Annotated in this window: 21 protein-coding genes and 1 tRNA gene; 10 read left to right on the top strand and 12 right to left on the bottom strand. The window is 65.7% G+C overall.

What is annotated here, in order from left to right; translation table 11 throughout:
- Positions 1-390 precede the first annotated feature (390 nt).
- The 4 genes from VGV07_RS05555 (at position 391) to VGV07_RS05540 (ending at position 2,324) form a co-directional block, all read left to right on the top strand.
- Positions 391-894 carry a YbjN domain-containing protein gene (locus tag VGV07_RS05555; protein ID WP_326867696.1) on the top strand — a complete coding sequence of 168 codons (504 nt, stop codon included), beginning with the start codon at positions 391-393 and terminating at the stop codon, positions 892-894.
- Complete coding sequence (proC, locus tag VGV07_RS05550) at positions 891-1,706, top strand: pyrroline-5-carboxylate reductase (protein ID WP_326867695.1); 816 nt, start codon at positions 891-893, stop codon at positions 1,704-1,706. Before VGV07_RS05555 ends, proC begins: the two co-directional genes overlap by 4 nt.
- Positions 1,703-2,044, top strand: a complete 342-nt coding sequence (locus VGV07_RS05545; RefSeq protein WP_326867789.1) for a tRNA-binding protein — start codon at positions 1,703-1,705, stop codon at positions 2,042-2,044. The genes proC and VGV07_RS05545 overlap by 4 nt, the downstream gene beginning before the upstream one ends.
- 194 nt (positions 2,045-2,238) lie before the next feature.
- Positions 2,239-2,324: transfer RNA gene (locus VGV07_RS05540), tRNA-Ser, on the top strand.
- Between the two features lie 36 nt (positions 2,325-2,360).
- Here the strand turns inward: VGV07_RS05540 and VGV07_RS05535 are convergent.
- On the bottom strand, positions 2,361-2,813 hold the full coding sequence (locus VGV07_RS05535) for a MarR family winged helix-turn-helix transcriptional regulator (protein ID WP_326867694.1): 453 nt from the start codon (positions 2,811-2,813) through the stop codon (positions 2,361-2,363).
- A 203-nt stretch (positions 2,814-3,016) separates the two neighbouring features.
- Here VGV07_RS05535 and VGV07_RS05530 point away from each other — a divergent pair, with 203 nt between their 5' ends.
- Positions 3,017-3,907: a branched-chain amino acid aminotransferase gene (locus tag VGV07_RS05530; protein WP_326867693.1), complete on the top strand. Its 891-nt coding sequence runs from the start codon at positions 3,017-3,019 to the stop codon at positions 3,905-3,907.
- Between the two features lie 270 nt (positions 3,908-4,177).
- Here the strand turns inward: VGV07_RS05530 and VGV07_RS05525 are convergent, their stop codons facing one another.
- Positions 4,178-5,212 (bottom strand): aldo/keto reductase, encoded by a 1,035-nt coding sequence (locus VGV07_RS05525; protein WP_326867692.1) that lies wholly within the window; start codon positions 5,210-5,212, stop codon positions 4,178-4,180.
- A gap of 11 nt (positions 5,213-5,223) precedes the next feature.
- The gene (locus VGV07_RS05520; RefSeq protein ID WP_326867691.1) at positions 5,224-6,393 is read right to left on the bottom strand and encodes an MFS transporter; all 1,170 of its coding nucleotides are present in this window, start codon (positions 6,391-6,393) and stop codon (positions 5,224-5,226) included.
- Between the two features lie 95 nt (positions 6,394-6,488).
- Here VGV07_RS05520 and VGV07_RS05515 point away from each other — a divergent pair, with 95 nt between their 5' ends.
- On the top strand, positions 6,489-7,394 hold the full coding sequence (locus tag VGV07_RS05515; protein ID WP_326867690.1) for a LysR family transcriptional regulator: 906 nt from the start codon (positions 6,489-6,491) through the stop codon (positions 7,392-7,394).
- 194 nt (positions 7,395-7,588) lie between these two features.
- Here the strand turns inward: VGV07_RS05515 and VGV07_RS05510 are convergent, their stop codons facing one another.
- The 7 genes from VGV07_RS05510 to VGV07_RS05480 form a co-directional block, all read right to left on the bottom strand.
- Positions 7,589-8,074, bottom strand: coding sequence for a nucleoside deaminase (locus VGV07_RS05510; protein ID WP_326867689.1), 486 nt, complete (start codon positions 8,072-8,074; stop codon positions 7,589-7,591).
- A 16-nt stretch (positions 8,075-8,090) separates the two neighbouring features.
- On the bottom strand, positions 8,091-8,540 hold the full coding sequence (locus tag VGV07_RS05505; protein WP_326867688.1) for a VOC family protein: 450 nt from the start codon (positions 8,538-8,540) through the stop codon (positions 8,091-8,093).
- On the bottom strand, positions 8,537-8,989 hold the full coding sequence (locus VGV07_RS05500; protein WP_326867687.1) for a molybdenum cofactor biosynthesis protein MoaE: 453 nt from the start codon (positions 8,987-8,989) through the stop codon (positions 8,537-8,539). The genes VGV07_RS05505 and VGV07_RS05500 overlap by 4 nt, the downstream gene beginning before the upstream one ends.
- 3 nt (positions 8,990-8,992) lie before the next feature.
- Positions 8,993-9,244, bottom strand: coding sequence for a MoaD/ThiS family protein (locus VGV07_RS05495; RefSeq protein WP_326867686.1), 252 nt, complete (start codon positions 9,242-9,244; stop codon positions 8,993-8,995).
- Entirely contained in the window at positions 9,241-9,810 is a 570-nt protein-coding gene (gene pgsA / locus VGV07_RS05490; RefSeq protein WP_326867685.1) for a CDP-diacylglycerol--glycerol-3-phosphate 3-phosphatidyltransferase, read from the bottom strand. Before pgsA ends, VGV07_RS05495 begins: the two co-directional genes overlap by 4 nt.
- 329 nt (positions 9,811-10,139) lie before the next feature.
- A complete protein-coding gene (locus tag VGV07_RS05485) occupies positions 10,140-11,216 on the bottom strand; it encodes a 3-deoxy-7-phosphoheptulonate synthase (RefSeq protein ID WP_326867684.1) in 1,077 nt (358 codons plus the stop codon).
- A 417-nt stretch (positions 11,217-11,633) separates the two neighbouring features.
- The gene (locus tag VGV07_RS05480) at positions 11,634-12,089 is read right to left on the bottom strand and encodes a MarR family winged helix-turn-helix transcriptional regulator (protein WP_326867683.1); all 456 of its coding nucleotides are present in this window, start codon (positions 12,087-12,089) and stop codon (positions 11,634-11,636) included.
- Between the two features lie 377 nt (positions 12,090-12,466).
- Here VGV07_RS05480 and VGV07_RS05475 point away from each other — a divergent pair, with 377 nt between their 5' ends.
- Positions 12,467-12,610 carry a DUF1127 domain-containing protein gene (locus VGV07_RS05475; RefSeq protein WP_082434123.1) on the top strand — a complete coding sequence of 48 codons (144 nt, stop codon included), beginning with the start codon at positions 12,467-12,469 and terminating at the stop codon, positions 12,608-12,610.
- Between the two features lie 240 nt (positions 12,611-12,850).
- Here the strand turns inward: VGV07_RS05475 and uvrC are convergent, their stop codons facing one another.
- On the bottom strand, positions 12,851-14,746 hold the full coding sequence (gene uvrC / locus VGV07_RS05470; RefSeq protein ID WP_326867682.1) for an excinuclease ABC subunit UvrC: 1,896 nt from the start codon (positions 14,744-14,746) through the stop codon (positions 12,851-12,853).
- Positions 14,743-15,534, bottom strand: a complete 792-nt coding sequence (locus VGV07_RS05465) for an SDR family oxidoreductase (protein ID WP_326867681.1) — start codon at positions 15,532-15,534, stop codon at positions 14,743-14,745. The genes uvrC and VGV07_RS05465 overlap by 4 nt, the downstream gene beginning before the upstream one ends.
- Positions 15,535-15,806: 272 nt before the next feature.
- Between VGV07_RS05465 and VGV07_RS05460 the strand changes: the two genes are divergently transcribed.
- The 3 genes from VGV07_RS05460 to VGV07_RS05450 all read left to right on the top strand — a co-directional run bounded on the left by VGV07_RS05460 (position 15,807) and on the right by VGV07_RS05450 (position 17,897).
- Positions 15,807-16,127 carry a hypothetical protein gene (locus VGV07_RS05460; RefSeq protein ID WP_069911199.1) on the top strand — a complete coding sequence of 107 codons (321 nt, stop codon included), beginning with the start codon at positions 15,807-15,809 and terminating at the stop codon, positions 16,125-16,127.
- A gap of 110 nt (positions 16,128-16,237) precedes the next feature.
- The gene (locus VGV07_RS05455) at positions 16,238-17,185 is read left to right on the top strand and encodes a DMT family transporter (RefSeq protein ID WP_326867680.1); all 948 of its coding nucleotides are present in this window, start codon (positions 16,238-16,240) and stop codon (positions 17,183-17,185) included.
- 271 nt (positions 17,186-17,456) lie between these two features.
- Positions 17,457-17,897 carry a hypothetical protein gene (locus tag VGV07_RS05450; protein WP_326867679.1) on the top strand — a complete coding sequence of 147 codons (441 nt, stop codon included), beginning with the start codon at positions 17,457-17,459 and terminating at the stop codon, positions 17,895-17,897.
- Positions 17,898-17,996: the final 99 nt, after the last annotated feature.

Here is a 17,996-nt window from a genome sequence, read left to right as displayed (position 1 = left end):
GGGAGAGGGGGCGCCAGAGTCGCCGACACTGAAGGCGCAGGGCCCGACGGTCGATGATGTGATGGAAGCACTGCGCTCTGTCACAGCTTCGTCACGCAGCGCCGCGCATTCTATGCCGAGTCGGGGGCTTGGCGATGTGCCAATTTCGCGCAAATCGGGTGGGGACAGACTCGGCTGGTTAAGACCCTGTTAACCCTTCGGGCCGGATCATCCACAGAAGAAAGCCTTGGATGGCTCTGGCGGCACAATCCCCGGAATCGGGGCGTCAGTGTAGCGTTCCTTCATAGGGACGATTCGTAGGCTTCCTGCGTGCGAGTTCTTTGCAAGTAACGCGTAGGACCGGGGAACCGGCCGGCCTTCATACGTTTCGCCCAATGGGACGCTCAGCCAATGGCACATATTCTGGAACTGGAACCGGACCGCACGGTGCATCCGGTCGATATCATCGAGCACATTGCTTCGATCAATGATTGGAACTTCGAGCGCCAGGACGCCGACGAGATTTCCATTTCGGTGCGTGGAAACTGGTCGGACTACCACGTTTCCTTCAACTGGATGGAAGATCTGGAGTCGCTCCATATTGCTGCGGCGTTCGACCTGAAGGTGCCCGATACCCGTCGCACGGAAGTGAAGCAGCTGATTTCGCTGATCAACGAGCAGCTGTGGATCGGCCATTTCGATATGTGGAACCACGAAGGCGTGGTGCTGTTCCGCAATTCGCACCTGCTCACCGGCGGGGCGGAAGTCAGCCCGCAGCAATGCGAGGCGTTGCTGCGTTCGGCCACCGACAGCTGCGATCTCTACTACCAGGCGTTCCAGTTCGTGATATGGGCTGGAAAGAGCGCCGCCGAGGCGCTCAGCCAGGTGATGTTCGAAACGGTAGGCGAAGCTTGAATTTATCAGATATCGGCCCCGTCGTTCTGGTCGGGGCCGGCAAGATGGGGCTCGCGCTGGCGCGTGGCTGGATCGCCGGTGGTTTGCCGGCCGACCGGCTGGTGCTGTGCGATCCGCAACCCTCTGAGTTCGCAACGGCCTTCGCCGCCGAGCATGGCATTCGCCTGCAGGCGAGCCCGCTCGGCGTCCTCACCCACGTGCTGGTGCTCGCGGTAAAGCCGCAGGTGATCTACGAGGTGATGGCCGAGATCCAGCCGATCGTCGGCAGCTATACGCTGGTGCTGTCGATCGCCGCGGGCATCTCGCTGGTCGGGCTCAGCGAAGGGCTGCAGACCGAACGGGTCATCCGCACCATGCCCAATACCCCGGCGCAGGTCGGCCGCGGCATTACCGGGGCAGTGGGGCTTGCCATCACCGACGAGGACCGCGAGACCGCCAACGCGCTGCTCAGCGCGGCCGGCCAGGTGATGTGGTTCGACGACGAGACCAAGATCGACGGCGTCACCGCCGTTTCCGGCTCCGGCCCGGCCTATGTGTTCTACATGGTCGAGGCGCTGGCCGCCGCGGCACGTCGCCAGGGCTTTGACGAAGCAGAGGCCATGCAGTTGGCGCGGGCCACCGTCACTGGTGCCGCGGCGCTGATGGATGCCGATCCGTCGCCGGCCGGCACGCTGCGCGAGAATGTCACCTCGCCCAAGGGTACCACCTATGCGGCGCTGCAGGTGCTGATGGCGCCCGACGGGCTCGAGCCGCTGCTCGACCGGGCGGTGCGGGCGGCGCGGCAGCGCTCCGAAGAACTCGGGCGGGCCTGATGGCCGAAATTACCTACGCCCAGTTCGAGCAGGTCGACATCCGGGTCGGCACGATCGTCGAAGCCAGGGTGTTCCCCGAAGCGCGGAAGCCCGCCTATATTCTGCTGATCGATTTCGGTGCCGAGATCGGGATCAAGAAGAGCTCGGCGCAGATCACCGTGCACTACACGCCGGAAGCGCTGGTCGGCCGGCAGGTCATGGCGGTGGTCAACTTCCCGCCTCGCCAGATCGGCCCGGTGCGCAGCGAAGTGCTGACGCTCGGGTATGAGGATGCGGATGGCGCGATCGTGCTGGCGGCAGTGGAGCGCGGTGTGCCCAACGGCAAGAAGCTGATGTGAGGGATTGATCCCTGCTGCGCTGGCCTTCTGTGGCGCGCAACACGATCTGCGACGACAACGGCCCCGTTGCAACAGTTGACCAAGGGCAAGTGGCCGAGTCATAAGCCTACCTGCGGCGCCCCTGCCGTTCTCAGCAACCCTAACCAACCGGGTCGATCATGCCGAGTTTGTCGGACAGTTCGAGTAGTCGCCTCGGAAGGGTGGCAGAGTGGTAATGCAGCGGCCTGCTACGCCGTAGGACGGCAACGTTCCGCGGGTTCGATCCCCGCCCCTTCCGCCAAATCTCGCGAAGCTAGCGCGCGGCCCCGCCGGCGCCCTAGAGCTCTTCCGTCAGTTTCAGCCGGTCCAAAAGGCCGCGATCTTCCGGCTCGACCATGCCGACGAAGAACCTGAGCACGGTGCGCTTGCCCTCGGGGGGCAGGGTGGCGATGGCGGCTTCGATGCGGCTGGTCTGCGTGGCGGACAGCGTCTCGAACAGGGCGCGGCCCTTTTCGGTGGCGAACAGCAGACGCTGGCGCCGGTCGGTCTCGCCGGTCTTTTGCTCGACATAGCCGTTATCGACCAGTTGGCGCAGCACCCGGGCGAGGCTCTGCTTGGTGATCTTGAGGATGTCGAGCAGGTCGGCGACCGGCATGCCGGGCCGAAGGTTGACGAAATAAAGCACGCGGTGGTGGGCGCGGCCGAACCCCTGTCGTTCAAGCAGTGCATCAGCATCGCCGACGAAGTCCCGGTAGGCGAAGAAGAACAGCCCCATGACATCGAGCGGCATGGCAGGCTCGGCGGCCCGCACCAAATTTATGTCAGCCTTGTTGACATTTATTTTGCCCGATGCCATCATCACCCCATCGAAAACACAGCCCTTTGCCTTATCCCAAAGCCGTTCCGGTTTGCCAATAGCAAGCCGGTGGGGCAGGATCACAGGCAACAACACGGCGGACCCCAAGGGCCGCACCAGACGAGTGGGAGATTGAGATGGCAGGCTTGCCGATGGACCAGCGCGAAGGCTGGATCTGGTTCGATGGTCAGATGGTTCCGTGGAAGGACGCCAAGATCCACGTGCTGACGCACGGGCTGCACTATGCCAGCTCGGTGTTCGAGGGTGAGCGCGCCTATGGTGGCGAAATCTTCAAGTCGCGCCAGCACAGCGAGCGCCTGATCCAGAGTGGCAAGACACTCGATTTTACCATTCCCTACTCGGTCGAAGAGATCGAAGCGGCCAAGCGCCTGGTGCTGGAAAAGAACGGGCTGGTCGATGCTTATGTCCGCCCGGTCGCCTGGCGCGGTTCGGAGGAACTGTCGGTTCCCGGCCGCAACAACAAGGTGCATCTCGCCATCGCCGCCTGGGTCTGGCCGAGCTATTTCTCGGTCGAGGAGAAGCTCAAGGGCATCCGCCTCGAGTGGAGCCGCTGGAAGCGCCCGAGCCCGGAGACCATCCCGTCCTCGGCCAAGGCCGCGGGCCTTTACATGATCTGCACGCTGTCGAAAGACGCGGCGATGGCCAATGGCTATGCCGATGCGCTGATGCTCGATTATCGCGGGCTCGTCGCCGAGGCCACCGGCGCCAACGTGTTCTTCGTCAAGGGCGACGAAATCCACACTCCGACCCCGGATTGCTTCCTCAACGGCATCACCCGGCAGACGCTGATCCAGCTGGCGCGCGAGAACGGCTACAAGGTGGTCGAGCGCCACATCAAGCCGGAAGAGCTGGCGGATTTCGAGGAATGCTTCCTCACCGGCACCGCCGCGGAAGTGACGCCGGTGAGCGAGATCGGCGAGTACAAGTTCAAGCCAGGCAAGGCCTGCACGACGCTGATCAACGCCTATACCGAAGCGGTGACGCCGAAGAAGGTCGCGGCGGAGTAAGGTTTACACACCGAGTTTCGAGGGCCCGCTGCTGATGCGGCGGGCCTTTTTGTATTTGGGCGAAGGGGTGGCCCCGGGTCTTTACCCACCCACCGGCTGTCATCCCAGCGAAAGCTGGGACCCAACTCACAGCCCGCACCAGTGGATGGATGGGTCCCAGCTTTCGCTGGGATGACATCGTGGGTGGGGTGATCGTGGTGGGTCACCTCGACCACTCCCATGATCATCCACCTGCGATCACCCGCTGACTCAATTGGTGCTCCGGCTACATCACACCGCCGGCGGATCCAGCCGGGCAAACCCCGCCTGACGATAGTATGGAAACCGCGGATAGGAGGGCGTGACCGCGCTCGCCGTATCGAGCCGGGCGATCTGGCCGGCATCGAGCGACCAGCCGATGGCGCCGAGGTTCTGGCGTAGCTGCTCTTCGTTGCGGGCGCCGATGATCACCGAGGAGACGGTGGGGCGCTGCAGCAGCCAGTTGAGGGCGATCTGCGCGATGGTTTTGCCGGTCTCGGCGGCGATCTCGTCGAGCACGTCGACGATGGCATAGAGCCTTTCGTCATCCACCGGAGGCCCGAACTCGGCAGTGTTGTGGAGGCGGCTGCCGGCAGGCAGCGGCTGGCCGCGACGCAGCTTGCCGGTGAGCCGGCCCCAGCCGAGCGGGCTCCAGACCAGCGCGCCAACGCCCTGGTCGAGCCCGAGCGGCATCAGCTCCCACTCATAGTCGCGGCCGACCAGCGAGTAGTAGACCTGGTGGGCGACATAGCGCGACCAGCCGTGCCGCTGCGACAGGTCGAGCGATTTCATCAGCTGCCAGCCGGCGAAGTTGGAGACGCCGACATAGCGGAGCTTGCCGGCGCGGACGAGGTCGTCGAGCGTGCCGAGGGTTTCGGCCACCGGCGTCGTCGCATCGAAGGCGTGAAGCTGCAGCAGGTCGATGTAATCGGTGCCGAGGCGGCTGAGGGCGGCGTCGACGCTCTGGATCAGCCGGGCGCGGGAGGTGCCGGCCTCGGCCGGGCCATCGCCCATCGGCAGCCCGGTCTTGGTGGAGATCAGCGCCTCGTGGCGCCGACCCTTGAGCGCCGCGCCGAGCACCCGTTCGGAAGCGCCGTCGGAATAGACGTCGGCAGTGTCGAACAGGGTGACGCCGGCTTCGAGGCAGATGTCGACGAGGCGGCGGGCCTCGGCATCATCCGAGGTGCCCCAGTGGCTGAACAGCGGGCCGGAGCCGCCAAAGGTGCCGGCGCCGAAGCTGAGCGCCGGGACCTTCAGGCCGGAAGCGCCGAGAGTGCGGTATTCCATGATGCGAGCTTTCAGTTGGAGGTGGCGAGCGATGCGCCGCGGTGGAGCAGCAGGCTGAGCAGCAGCAGGGCGAGGGCAAGCAGCGGCAGCACGGCGCCGACCATGGGCAGGGCGGTGAGCCCAAGCCCCTGTTCGAGGGCGACGCCGCCGAGCCAGGCGCCGAGCGCGTTGCCGAGGTTGAAGGCGGCGATGTTGAGGGAGGAGGCGAGGCTGGTGCCGGCGCCGCCGGCCTTTTCCAGCACCCAGAGCTGCAGCGGCGCCACGGTGGCGAAACCGGCTGCGCCGAGGAGGCCGACGGCGATGACAGCGGCGATGCCGTTGTCGAGGGCAAGGCTCATCGCCAGCATGACGATGCCGAGGGCAGCGAGGGTGCCGAGCACGCTCCAAAGCAGGTTGCGATCGGCGAGCCTGCCGCCGACGAGGTTGCCGACAACGAGGCCGCCGCCGAACACCAGGAGGATCGGCGAGACCATGGCTTCGGGAAAGCCGCTGACCTCGGTGAGGGTTGGCGCGATATAGGTGAAGACGGTGAACACGCCGCCGAAGCCGAGCACGGTGAGGAGGAGGCCGAACAGCACCGGCCCGCGCAGCATGGCGCGAAGGTCGGCCCGCCAGTCGGCGGCTTCGGGGGCGGCCTTGTCCCTGGGGACGAGGAAGGCGATCACCAGCATGGCAACGATGCCGATGGCGGCGACGGCCCAGAAGGTGGTGCGCCACGAGGTGAGCTGGCCCAGCCAGGTGCCGAAGGGGACGCCGAGGATGTTGGCGACGGTCAACCCGGTGAACATCACCGCGATGGCCGAAGCCCGGCGATCCGGCGCGACGAGGCTGGTGGCGACCACCGAGCCGACGCCGAAGAAAGTGCCGTGGGCGAGTGAGGTGAGCACCCGGGCGGCCATCAGCGTCTCGTAGCTCGGCGCGACGGCGCAGGCGATGTTGCCGAGGGTGAAGATGCCCATCAGCGCCAGCAACGTGGTCTTGCGGGGCCAGCGGGCGGTAAGCGAGGTGAGGAGCGGCGCGCCGACCACCACCCCGAGGGCGTAGCCGGAGATCAACAGGCCCGCCGTGGCGACGCTGACGCCGAGGTCGGCGCCAACCTCGAGCAAGAGGCCCATGATGACGAATTCGGTGACGCCGATACCGAAGGCACCGGCGGTGAGCGCATAGAGAGCAAGTGGCATGATGCACCTTGAAGCAAGTCAGGGCGCAGAAATGGACCTTGCACCTGCGATGAACTAGACTGCCGCAGGGAACAGCTTTTGTGAGTTGAGTTCACATGTCGCGCAATGAGGTGAACCGCTTCGGCGAGATGGACGTGTTCGTCCGGGTGGTCGACATGGGCGGCTTCTCGGCGGCGGCGCGGACGCTGCGAATGACGCCCTCGGCGGTGAGCAAGCTGATGGCGCGGCTCGAAACGAGGCTCGGCACGCGACTCTTGAGCCGCTCGACCCGGACGCTGCAGCTGACGCCGGAGGGCACGACGTTCTACGAGTCGAGCCTCAGGATTCTCGCCGATCTCGAAGAGGCGGAGCGCGGCGCCGGGGCGGCGGAGCAGCCGGCGGGGCGGATCCGGCTCAACACCAGCGCCTCCTACGGCACGCATATCCTGACGCCGCTGCTGCCGGAGTTCCTGGCGCTTTATCCTGCGATCACGCTCAACGTGGTGCAGACGGACGCAATCGTCGACCTTTATGCCGAGCGCACCGACGTGGCGGTGCGGGCCGGGCCGCTGAAGAATTCGAGCCTCATGGCGCGCAAGCTCGGGGCGACGCGGATGGTGATCGTCGCGTCACCGGCTTATCTCGAACGGCACGGCACGCCTGGGAATGCCGGAGAGTTGGAGGCGCATAACCGGCTCAATTTCTGCTACCGACGCGCGGTGGAGGGCTGGCCGCTCATGCAGGGCAACAAGCTGGTCACGGTGCCGGTGGCGGGCAATCTGCTCGCCAGTGACGGCGAGGCGCTGCGGCAGATGGCGGTGGCTGGCGTCGGCATCACCCGGCTCGCTGCATTCATGGTGCGTGATGACCTGGCGACTGGCCGCCTGGTGCCGGTGCTGGAGGATCACAACCCGGGAGATCGCGAGGATTTCCACGCCGTGTTCAGCGGGCAGGGCGGCTACCTGCCGGCCCGCGTGCGGGTGCTGCTGGATTTCCTGGCGGAGCGGGGGCGGGTGGGGTGAGGTGGAGCGGACCACCGGCGGTGCTCCAGCGTCCCCTCGCCCCTTTGGGGAGAGGGTTAGGGTGAGGGGTAGCCAAGCACACCGGCAAGAGTGACCTGCGACTCTATGGGACAGGTAGTTAAGCGCGCTTGGCGCCCCTCACCCCGGCCCTCTCCCCAGAGGGGCGAGGGGGCCGCTGGGGCACCGCCGGTGATCTAGCCCCGCGACCGCATAGCATGCCGCCGCCGGTGCAACTCATGCATCCGCTCCTGCAGCGCCGGGTCGGGGCCGTCGACCGGCAGCCCTGGTGCAATCGCCGAGATCGGCAGCCCGTTGACCGGTGACGGGCCATCGCCCATGGCGGTGCGCCATTCGGTGAGTTGCGCCGACGAGACGGCGTAGACGATACGGCCCAACCCAACCCAGGCGTGAGCGGCGGCGCACATCGGGCAGTGCTCGCCCGAGGTATAGACAGTGGCGGCGGCGCGGTCGGCGGGGCTCAGGTTGACCGCGGCCCACTTCGCGATGTCGATCTCGGGATGCCGGGTGGCGTCACCGGTCGATTCCCAGTTGTGCTCTTCGAACAGCACTTCGCCCGAGGCCGAAACGAGCAGCGAGCCGAATGGGTCGTTATTGGTATCGAGCGCGGCTTCCGCCAGTTCGGCGCAGCGCACCAGGTGCTTGTGGTCGGTCTCGTTCATCAGCTCTCCATCCCCCTCAGTTCGTCGGCCAATCCCGCCCGTCCGGATAGACGGCGGGACCCTTGAGCTCGAGCTTGTTGCCCCAGGGATCGAGCACGTAGAACGAGTTGCCCATGCCGCGGGCCCCGCCATGCAGGGCCTCGCGCTCGATGCGCACATCATGCGCCGTGAGATGGGCGCGCATGGCGTCCTCATTGAACGGGCTGAGCGCAATGCAGACATGGTCGACATTGCGGCCGCCCTTGACCGGCGGAGTAGCCGGGGCGGCGCCGGGGTGGTTGATATCCCAGAGGACGATCAGCGCGGCGCCGCACCAGACCTGCTCCATGCCCAGCGTCGGGTAGGAATAGCCGGGCTGGCAGCCAAGCACGTCGGCATACCACTTCGTGGCTTTCGCAAGATCGTCGACGAGGAAGACGACATGGTCGATGCCCACGAGCGAGAAGGGCGGGCGGGTGTCGGTCATGGCTTGGTCCATCTGGCGCGGGCGTCGTCGTCTGCGGGCTTGGCCTCCACCCAGCGCTCCCCTTCGGGAGTCGCTTCCTTTTTCCAGAAGGGGGCGTCGGTTTTCAGATAATCCATCAGGAAGGCAGCGCCGTCGAAGGCGGCCTGCCGGTGCGGGGCCAGGGTCATCACCTGGACGATCGGCTCGCCCACGGCGAGGCGGCCATGACGGTGGATCACCGAGGCCTTGATCAGGCCGAAGCGCACGACGGCCTCGGCGATGGCCTTGCCGATCTGGGCTTCGGCGAGTTCGGGGTAACTCTCGAGCGTCAGCGTGCTGACCGGATCGTCGGGGCGCGAGCGAACGAGGCCGGTAAAGGTGACTGCGGCGCCGGCGCCGGCCGATGCCTCGAGAAATACGTTGGTCTCGGCGCCGGGATCGAAGGACGCTTCCTGCAGGCGGACCGACATGGGTCAGCCGCCGGTCATCGGCGGGAACAGGGCGATGACCTTGGCGTTGCCGATCGGCGTCGAGTGCGGCACGATTTCGGTGTCGAGCGCCGCCTTGATCAGGCTAGGCTTTTGCATCGCCAGATCAGCCGCTTCGTCGCGATCCCTCAGCCACTGAATCAGGTCGCCGACGGTGATCACCTCGGCAGGCGGAGACACCTCCTCCTCACCGCGGTTGAGGCGTTCGCGCAGCCAGGCGAAATAGCGAATCTTCATAGTTCGGGTCCCGACAGATGCGGCCAGGTGGAGCGCAGGTATTCCCAACCGGTCCAGACGGTGAGGCCGCCGGCGAGCCACAGGAACACGTGGCTGATGAAGCCGAGGCCGAGCAGCATCGGCGCGGCGATGATCAGGCCGAGCGCGACGAGCTGGACGGTGGTCTTCCACTTGGCGAGGAAGGTGACCGGCACGCTGATCGAGCGGTTGCCGAGATATTCGCGCAGGCCCGAAACGAAGATCTCGCGCAGCATGATCGCGATGGCGGGGATCAGGTCCCAGCCGTTCAGGTCGCGGGTCCAGGCGAAGGTGATCAACAGCGCACCGACCAGCAGCTTGTCGGCGATCGGATCGAGCATCTTGCCGAGCGCCGAGTTGAGGTTCATCCGGCGGGCGAGGAACCCGTCGAGCCAGTCGGTGACGGCGGCGGCGATATAGAGCAGCAGGGCCAGCCAGCGCAGCCATTCCCAGCCGCTGACGAGGAACAGGCAGATCACCGGAATCGCGAGGATGCGACCGATGGTCAGCTGGTTGGGAAGCGTCATCAGTTGCGGAGGAATTTGCATGCCGGAAGAAGACGCTATCGCCGTGGCGCGGTCAAGGCAGGGCGGGGCGACAGATCCGGTGAGGGTTGAGGGAGGGTTGAGGGCGGGTTGATTAGGCTCGATGCGGCCGTGAGTGCCTTCTCCCCTTGTGGGAGAAGGTGCCCGACGGGCGGATGAGGGGTATCTCTCCGCGCACTCAGTCGCTCGTCGCTACGCTCCGATCGCGCAACCTTCGGTTGCGGCACCCCTCATCCGGCCGTCGGCCACCTTCTCCCACAAGGGGAGAAGGCGTTCGCCGAGAGGTTCGTGCATAGTGATTGCTACCATCGGTTGCCGAGCTCGGTGGCGGACTAAGCCACCAGTTGCCCGGTCACCCGCCGCCGTTCTTCCACCGCCTCGGCCAGTTTCTCCAGCACCTCGAGCGTCGAGTCCCAGTCGATGCAGCCGTCGGTGATCGACTGGCCGTAGACCAGCTCCTTGCCGGGCACCAGGTCCTGGCGGCCGGCGACGAGGTTGGATTCGGCCATCACGCCGATGATGCGCTGGTCGCCGGCGGCGATCTGAGCGCCGACTTCGGCCAGCACCATCGGCTGGTTCTCGGGTTTCTTCGACGAATTGGCGTGGCTGGCGTCGATCATCACCGCCGGACGGATGCCGGACTTTTCGGCTTCCTTGCAGGCGGCATCGACGCTCCCTGCATCATAATTGGTCGCCTTGCTGCCGCCGCGGAGGATGATGTGGCAGTCGTCATTGCCAGTGGTCGCGGCAATGGCGGAGTGGCCGGACTTGGTGACTGCCAGGAAATGATGCGGCTGGCTCGCCGATTTCACTGCGTCCAGCGCGATGCGGACATTGCCGTCGGTGCCGTTCTTGAAACCCACCGGGCAGCTCAGCCCCGAGGCGAGCTCGCGATGCACCTGGCTCTCGGTGGTGCGCGCGCCGATCGCGCCCCACGAGATCAGATCTGCAAAATATTGCGGCGTGGTCATATCGAGGAATTCGGAGCCGGCGGGCAGGCCGAGATTGTTGATCTCGAGCAGCACCGAGCGAGCGAGGCGCAGGCCGTTGTCGATATCGAAGCTGCCGTCGAGATTGGGGTCGTTGATCAGGCCCTTCCAGCCGACGGTGGTGCGGGGCTTTTCGAAGTAGACGCGCATGACGATCTCGAGGCTGCCGGCAAGGCGCTCACGGACCGGGGCGAGGCGGCGGGCATAGTCGAGCGCGGCCCTGGGGTCGTGGATGGAGCAGGGGCCGACGACGACGGCGAGGCGATCGTCGACGCCATGGAGGATGTTGTGCAGCGCGTGGCGTGAGCTGATCACCGTGCGGGTCGCAGCGTCGGTGCGCGGGAACTCGCGGATCACCTCTTCGGGGGTTCGGAGTTCGCGGATCTGTCTGATGCGCAGGTCGTCGGTGGATTTCAGCATTTTCGTCGGCTCCTCGGGGTTCTGGGCACCGGCGACAAAAAAGCCGCCAGGTGAACTGGCGGCTTTTTGGGAAATCTTGGTTTGGTGTTTTACGTCAAACGCGCCCCTTCGGCTGCCAGCGGCTTCCGGTGGTAAAATACCAATACGAATAGGCGGCGCGAAGGTTCATGGGCGGGTTTGTAGCCGAGCTTTACCGACTTGTCACGGGGCTTGCTTCATCCGTTCGTCGAATACTCTTAGAGCGTTTCACTGATGGGCTGACCCACCCTCGATGTCATCCCTGCGAAAGCAGGGACCCATATCCCCACCTGCGCCAGCTGCGCGTTGGGTCCCAGCTTTCGCTGGGATGACGGCCGGTGGGTGGATGCTCTGCGAGGCCCACCTGCCAAGCCCATGCAGGTCAAATGTGAAGAAGATCTAGTCCGCGCCGCCCTTGGCGGCCGCCGTCTTGATGGCGGCGAATACCCGCAGCGCGGCCTCGAAATCCTGGGGATCGAGATCGCCCAGCACCTGGTGGCGAAGCGCCATGACATCCTCGTTGACCTCGGCCACCACCTCGCGGCCGCGCTCGGTGAGCGAGACGGCATTGGCGCGACGGTCGTTGGGGTCGGGCTCGCGGGTGACGAGGCCCGAGGCCTGCAGTTCATCGATGAGGCGGACCAGCGAGGCGCCCTCGATGCCGATGGCGTCGGCGAGGGCGTTCTGCCGGACGTTCTCGCCCAGCCGGTCGATCCAGATCAGCGGCGCCGAGGCGGCCTCGGACACGCCATGCTTGGCAGCGACAGCCCGCGCCATCTTGCGCCACAGCCGCCCGGTGAGGAGCAGGTCCCGGGTGAGATCGCGCATCAGGTGTGCAGGATCGCTTGTTGCCATTAGCTAGTATCCTAATTGTGCGAAGCCAGACTGCATAGCTTCGAATTCGACATGCGCCACGCCAGATGCCGGTGACGCGACGAATGAGTTCGCAGCCGAACAACCACAAATGGATGGGGCTGGGCAACTGTCGAACGGTATCGAGCCACGGATCCGCCACGAGGTTGCCGTGCTGCTGCTCGTCATATGAATGTATTATGAACGAAAACGCATGGCTAGCCGGCCGTATGCACCCCAACCCCCTGCAATCCTGAACGCAAACTTAATCCGAGCTCGCGCGGCATGCGCTGGACGCATAGCTCGGGTGCGTAATACCCTACTAGTTGGGTCGGGTTGGCGGGCTTATATCAGCGTCACCAAACAGAAGGGGAAACCAAATGAACATCCGCCAGAAACTCTCGCAGTTCGCCGCCTACAACCGCACCGTCCGTGAGCTCTCGCAGCTGAGCAACACCCAGCTTCGCGACCTCGGCATCACCCGCGACGACATCAAGTCGGTCGCCCGTACTGCGGTCAACTAAGCAGCATACTCAGCGATGAGATGAACGAAGGCGCCCAGTGGGCGCCTTTTGTTTTTGGGGCGGTGGGTTTTACGTGGGGTAGTGCCACCGGACTCTCGGAGATCCTCCCCCGCGTGGCGGGGGAGGGGGACCAGCGAAGCTGGTGGAGGGGGCGGCCAGACTCTCCGTCGACTTCTGCTCCCCCCACCACCGCCTTCGGCGGTCCCCCTCCCCCGCCACGCGGGGGAGGATCAAGCGGCCTCAGCCGGGACCGTTGAAGTGGTCGTAGATCTGCTGCGCCAGCTGCGTCGATACACCAGGCACCTCGGCGAGGTCGGCGAGCGCGGCTCGGCCGACCGCCTTGGCTGAGCCGAAGCGTTGCAGCAACGCACGCTTCCGGGTCGGCCCGATGCCCTCGATTTCGTCGAGCGGGTTCTTGATCACGTCCTTCTTGCGCTTGGCCCGGTGGGTGCCGATGGCGAAGCGGTGGGCTTCGTCGCGCAGGCGCTGCACATAGTAGAGCACCGGGTCGCGGTGCGGCAGCATGAAGGCCTCGCGGCCTTCCATGAAGAATTTCTCGCGGCCGGCGTCGCGCTCCTCGCCCTTGGCGATGCCGATGAAGATCACCTCTTTCTGCAGGTTCAGTTCGGCGATCACCTGGCGCACGGCGTTGAGCTGGCCGGCGCCGCCGTCGATGAACACCACGTCGGGCCAATCCGGCATGCCGGTGTTCTCGTCTTCGGCTTCCGGCTCGCTCTCGTTGGCGAGGCGGGTGAAGCGACGGGTCAGCACTTCGCGCATCATGCCGAAATCGTCACCCGGGGTGATGTCGGTCGAGCGGATGTTGAAGGTGCGGTAGTATTTCTTGTTCAGCCCCTCTTCGCCGGCGACGATCATGGCGCCGACGGCATTGGTGCCGGAGATGTGCGAGTTGTCGTAGACCTCGATGCGACGCGGCGGCTCGTCGAGGCCGAACAGGGTGGCGACGCCTTCGAGCAGGGTCTTCTGCGTCGCGCCTTCGGCCAGCTGGCGGCCCAGCGCCTCGCGGGCATTGTTGAGGGCGTGCTGCACCAGGTCCTTCTTTTCGCCACGCTGCGGCGTCTGGATCGACACCTTGTGGCCGGCGCGGGCCGACAGCGCCTCCTCCATCAGCTCCTTCTCGCTGAGCTCATGCGAGAGCAGCACCTGCCGGGGCGGCGTCCGATCCTCGTAGAACTGGCCGATGAAGGCCTCGAGCACTTCGGCATCGCTCAGCGAGGCATCGGCGCGCGGGCGGAAGGCGTGGTTGCCCCAGTTCTGGTAGGCGCGGAAGAAGAACACCTGCACGCAGAACTGCCCGGCCTCGTGGCCGATGGCGAAGACGTCGGCTTCTTCCACCGATTTCGAGGCGACGTCGCCCTGCGACTGCACCAGGGCCAGAGCCGAGAGGCGATCGCGCAGCAGGGCGGCGCGCTCGAAATCGAGGTTCTCAGCGGCGGCGTTCATATCGGCGGCGAGGTGATCCTGCACCGATTTGGATTTGCCGGAGAGGAACTGGCGGGCTTCCTCGACCAGCTCGTTGTAATCCGGCATGGAGATTTCGCCGGTGCAGGGGGCCGAGCAGCGCTTGATCTGGTGCAGCATGCAGGGCCGGGTGCGGGCCTTGTAGAAACTGTCCGAGCAGGTGCGGAGCAGGAAGGCGCGCTGCAGCGCCGTGATGGTGCGCTTCACCGCCAGAGCCGAAGCGAAAGGTCCGAAATAGTGGCCCTTGATACGGCGCGAGCCGCGATGCTTCTTCAGCTCGGCGGCTTCGTGTTCGGTTGCAATCAGGATGTAGGGGAAACTCTTGTCGTCGCGCAGCAGCACGTTGAAGCGCGGCTTCAGGCGCTTGATCAGGTTGGCTTCGAGCAGCAGCGCTTCGGCTTCCGTCTCGGTGCGCACGAACTCCATGTTGCGCGTCGCTTCGATCATCCGGCGGATGCGGATATCGAGGCCTTCGGGACGGGTATAGTTGGTGACGCGCGCCTTGAGGTTGCGCGCCTTGCCGACATAGACCACCTCGCCGGCCTCGTCGAACATCCGGTAGACGCCGGGCGAGGGGGGCAGGGTCTTGACGAAGGCCTTGATGACGTCCGCGCCAGAGATCTGGGCGCCGGAGATGGGCGTCGTATCGCTCATCGGCGCCTCGGGGTCGGGCCACGGCGGGCCGGCCATTCGATGTGTTCGCCGCCATCGAGGACGATCATCTGGCCGGTCATCGCATCGAGACCGAGGATCGCAGCGACGCCGTCGGCGATGCCCTCGGCATCGGCGCTGCGGCCGAGCGGCAGCTCGGTGAGCCGGCGGGCATGGGCCTCTGGCGACACATGCGGCGGCGGCACCGTGGGGCCGGGGCCGATGGCGTTGACCCGGATGCGCGGCGCCAGCGACTGCGCCAGGGTGCGAGTCATGGTCCACAGCACGGCTTTGCTCAGGGTGTAGCTGAAATAGGCCGGCGACAGGTCGAGCACTCGCTCGTCGATGATGTTGACGATGTTGCCCTGGGCAGCGGCCGGCAGTTGCGCGGCGAATTCGCGCGCGAGGAAGGCCGGCGCCTCGGCGTGCACGGCGAAATGCGCGTCCCACAGCGCCTCGTCCAGATCGACAACGGCATCGCGCTCGAACAGCGAGGCATTGTTGACAAGGAGGGTAAGCGGGCCGAAGCGCTTTGCGGCCGCGGCGATGAGGCCGGCGCGCTGGGTACGGTCGGCGAGATCGGCGCCGATGGTGGCGGCCTTGCTGCCGGCAGCGCGGATCTCTGCTGCCACGGCCTCGGCCTTTTCGGCGGACGAGCGGTAATGAACCACCACGGCCCAGCCGTCGCGGGCCAGCCGGCGCGCAATGGCCGCGCCGACGCGGTCGGCGGCGCCGGTGATGAGGGCGACACGGCTGGAATCGGCCGGGGAATGCTCGGGTGCGAATGTCATGAGTCGAGCCGGAAGATAGGGCTTCGCGCTCGGGGGTTCAATTGATGGCTAGGTGGTCGGCGCGTGCCAAGTTGTGATGCCGGGGCGGAAGGGCCGTGAGGCACGTATCGCAAGCAGAGTTGGTGGCGACAACTGGCGGTCCACCCGGATTTCCCCCGCTGCTTCAAGTACGTGCAAGCTTGTGACTACCGACTCTCTGCAATCGGGCGTAACGTCGCAGTTGCGAGTTGGGGGCCACTCGGCTTCCAAGAGCTGGATCTGAGGAGCGTCCAATGGAAGCAATTATTCCGATTCTGGTTCAACTGATTGGCGGCGGTGTCGGGGGCAACGGCATCGCGGCCGTTCTCAAGCAGGTCAATCTCGGCCCGGTGGGCAATACCATAGCCGGCGCGATCGGCGGCTGGCTCGGCACCTGGCTGGCGGGCATGATCCCGGGGCTTTCCGGGCTGGTCGGCACCGCGGCGGCGGCAGCCGGCACCGGCGGCATGGATATCGGCGCGCTGGCCGGGCAGGGGCTGACCGGCCTCGTCGGCGGCGGCATCCTGACCACCATTGCCGGGCTGATCAAGAACGCCACGATGAAGAGCAGCTGATCGGAGACGACATCCCTTATCGGTTACGCTTTAGTGCCTGAAAGCGTTTGACTTCCTGTTACTTGCCCCGGGCGGCCGCCCGGGGCTTTCGATTGCATAGAGTTATGTCCATGACTGAGCCCCAAGCCGGGCAAGTGCGCCGCCGTGCCGACGACATCGCGCTCGGCATTGGCCTGACGATCCTCGCCATCGTGATCTTCGGCATCCAGGACGCGGTTTCCAAGTCGCTGGTGCAGACGCACTCGCCGTTCCAGCTCGCCATGCTCAGGTTCTGGGCGTTTGCGGCCTTCTCGCTGGTGCTGGTCAGCCGGCAGGGGCCGCTGAGGGAGGCATTCCGCTCGAAGTATCCGTGGCTGCAGCTCCTGCGCGCCATCCTGCTGGTGGTCGATATCTGGTTCTTCGCCATGGCGCTGAAGACCGTGCCGCTGGCCGAACTGCAGGCCGTGGTGCTGGTCTACCCGCTGATGGCGACGCTGGTGGCGATCCCCATTCTTGGCGAAAAGGTCGGGCTGTTCCGGCTGGCGGCGGTGTTCATCGGCTTTTGCGGCGCGCTGGTGATCGTCCGCCCGGGCGGGCTGCCGATCGATGGCGGGGTGATCTTCGCCATCCTCTCGGCGGCGTGCTACGCGGTCTACATCGCGCTGACCCGAAAAGTATCGAGCGCCGACACCACGGCGACCAGCATGGTCTATGTCGGAGTGGGCGGCCTGGTGCTGACCACAGCGGTCGGCGTGTTCTTCTGGCAGCCGATGGATCTCGCGGCGATCCTGCAGATGGGCCTCGTGATGATCACCTCCACCGCGGCGCACGGGCTGATGATGGTGGCGCTGTCACGCGCGCCGGCCAGCACCCTGCAGCCGTTCAATTATTTCGCTCTGCCCTGGGGCATTTTCCTCAGCTACCAGGTGTTCGGCCACCTGATCGATCCCGTGGCACTGATCGGTGGCGGCATCATCGTCGGCGCCGGGTTGGTGGTGATGGCGCGCGAACGGCACCTGAGCCGGGCCGGGCGGCGCGCGGCGGTGACGGCGGCGGAGGAAGAGACGCTGGGGCATTGAGGGGGCGTGCTGATGCTGTGTGGATGGCCAGTTACCCTCCGGCAGTTCCTCCCACTCGGGGTCATCCCTGCGAAGGCAGGGACCCAACTATCGGCTGGCACGGGCGGCGAGATGGGTCCCTGCTTTCGCAGGGATGACATCGAGTTTGAGGGTCGATCGTGCCTTACGTCACCAGGCACTATGCATCTGCCCTCAGCATCTTGAATCCCCGAGCCATCAGGGACATCTGATGGGCAACAGGTACTGATGCCTGCGACGAGGGGATAAGCCGATGGTTGTGCTGCTGGAAATCTTCCTGGTGCTGGGGCTGGTTGTCCTCGCTGGCAGCTATTTCTTCCGCGGGCGGCGCGATGCCGAGCGGCAGCAGGTGATCGAGCGGCGGGTCGACGCCTATATGCAGACCATCCGCCGCGAAGGCGGCAGTTCCGAGCTCGCCGCCATGGGCGATCTCGAGCTCAAGGACCTGCTGCTGTCGAGTGCCCGCAACCTGCGCGTCCAGGCCGAGCGCAAGTGGTACATCCTATTGGGCGGCGGGGCCGCCGCGGTGCTGGCGGCGATCGCCATCGGCACCGAAGAAGGCACCCGCGGCTTCGGCATCGTGCTGCTGGTGGCGGCGCTGGCGCTCTACGGCGTCAACGAGTTCATGGGGCGCAAGATGCGCGAACCGCTGGTGGCGCGGGGGATCGATGTGGAGCGGCTGCGGGTGGAATAGCGGCAGTCCGCTGCAGGAGAGCGGCAGTCGGCAGTCGGCAGTAGGCAGTCGATGTAGAAAGTGACATCAGCTTCGACTGCCGACTGCCGACTGCCGACT

This window comes from Devosia sp. (assembly GCF_035944845.1).
GTDB lineage: Bacteria > Pseudomonadota > Alphaproteobacteria > Rhizobiales > Devosiaceae > Devosia_A.
Note: the sequence above shows the minus strand (reverse complement) of the source record. Positions and strands in the feature narration are given on the sequence as shown.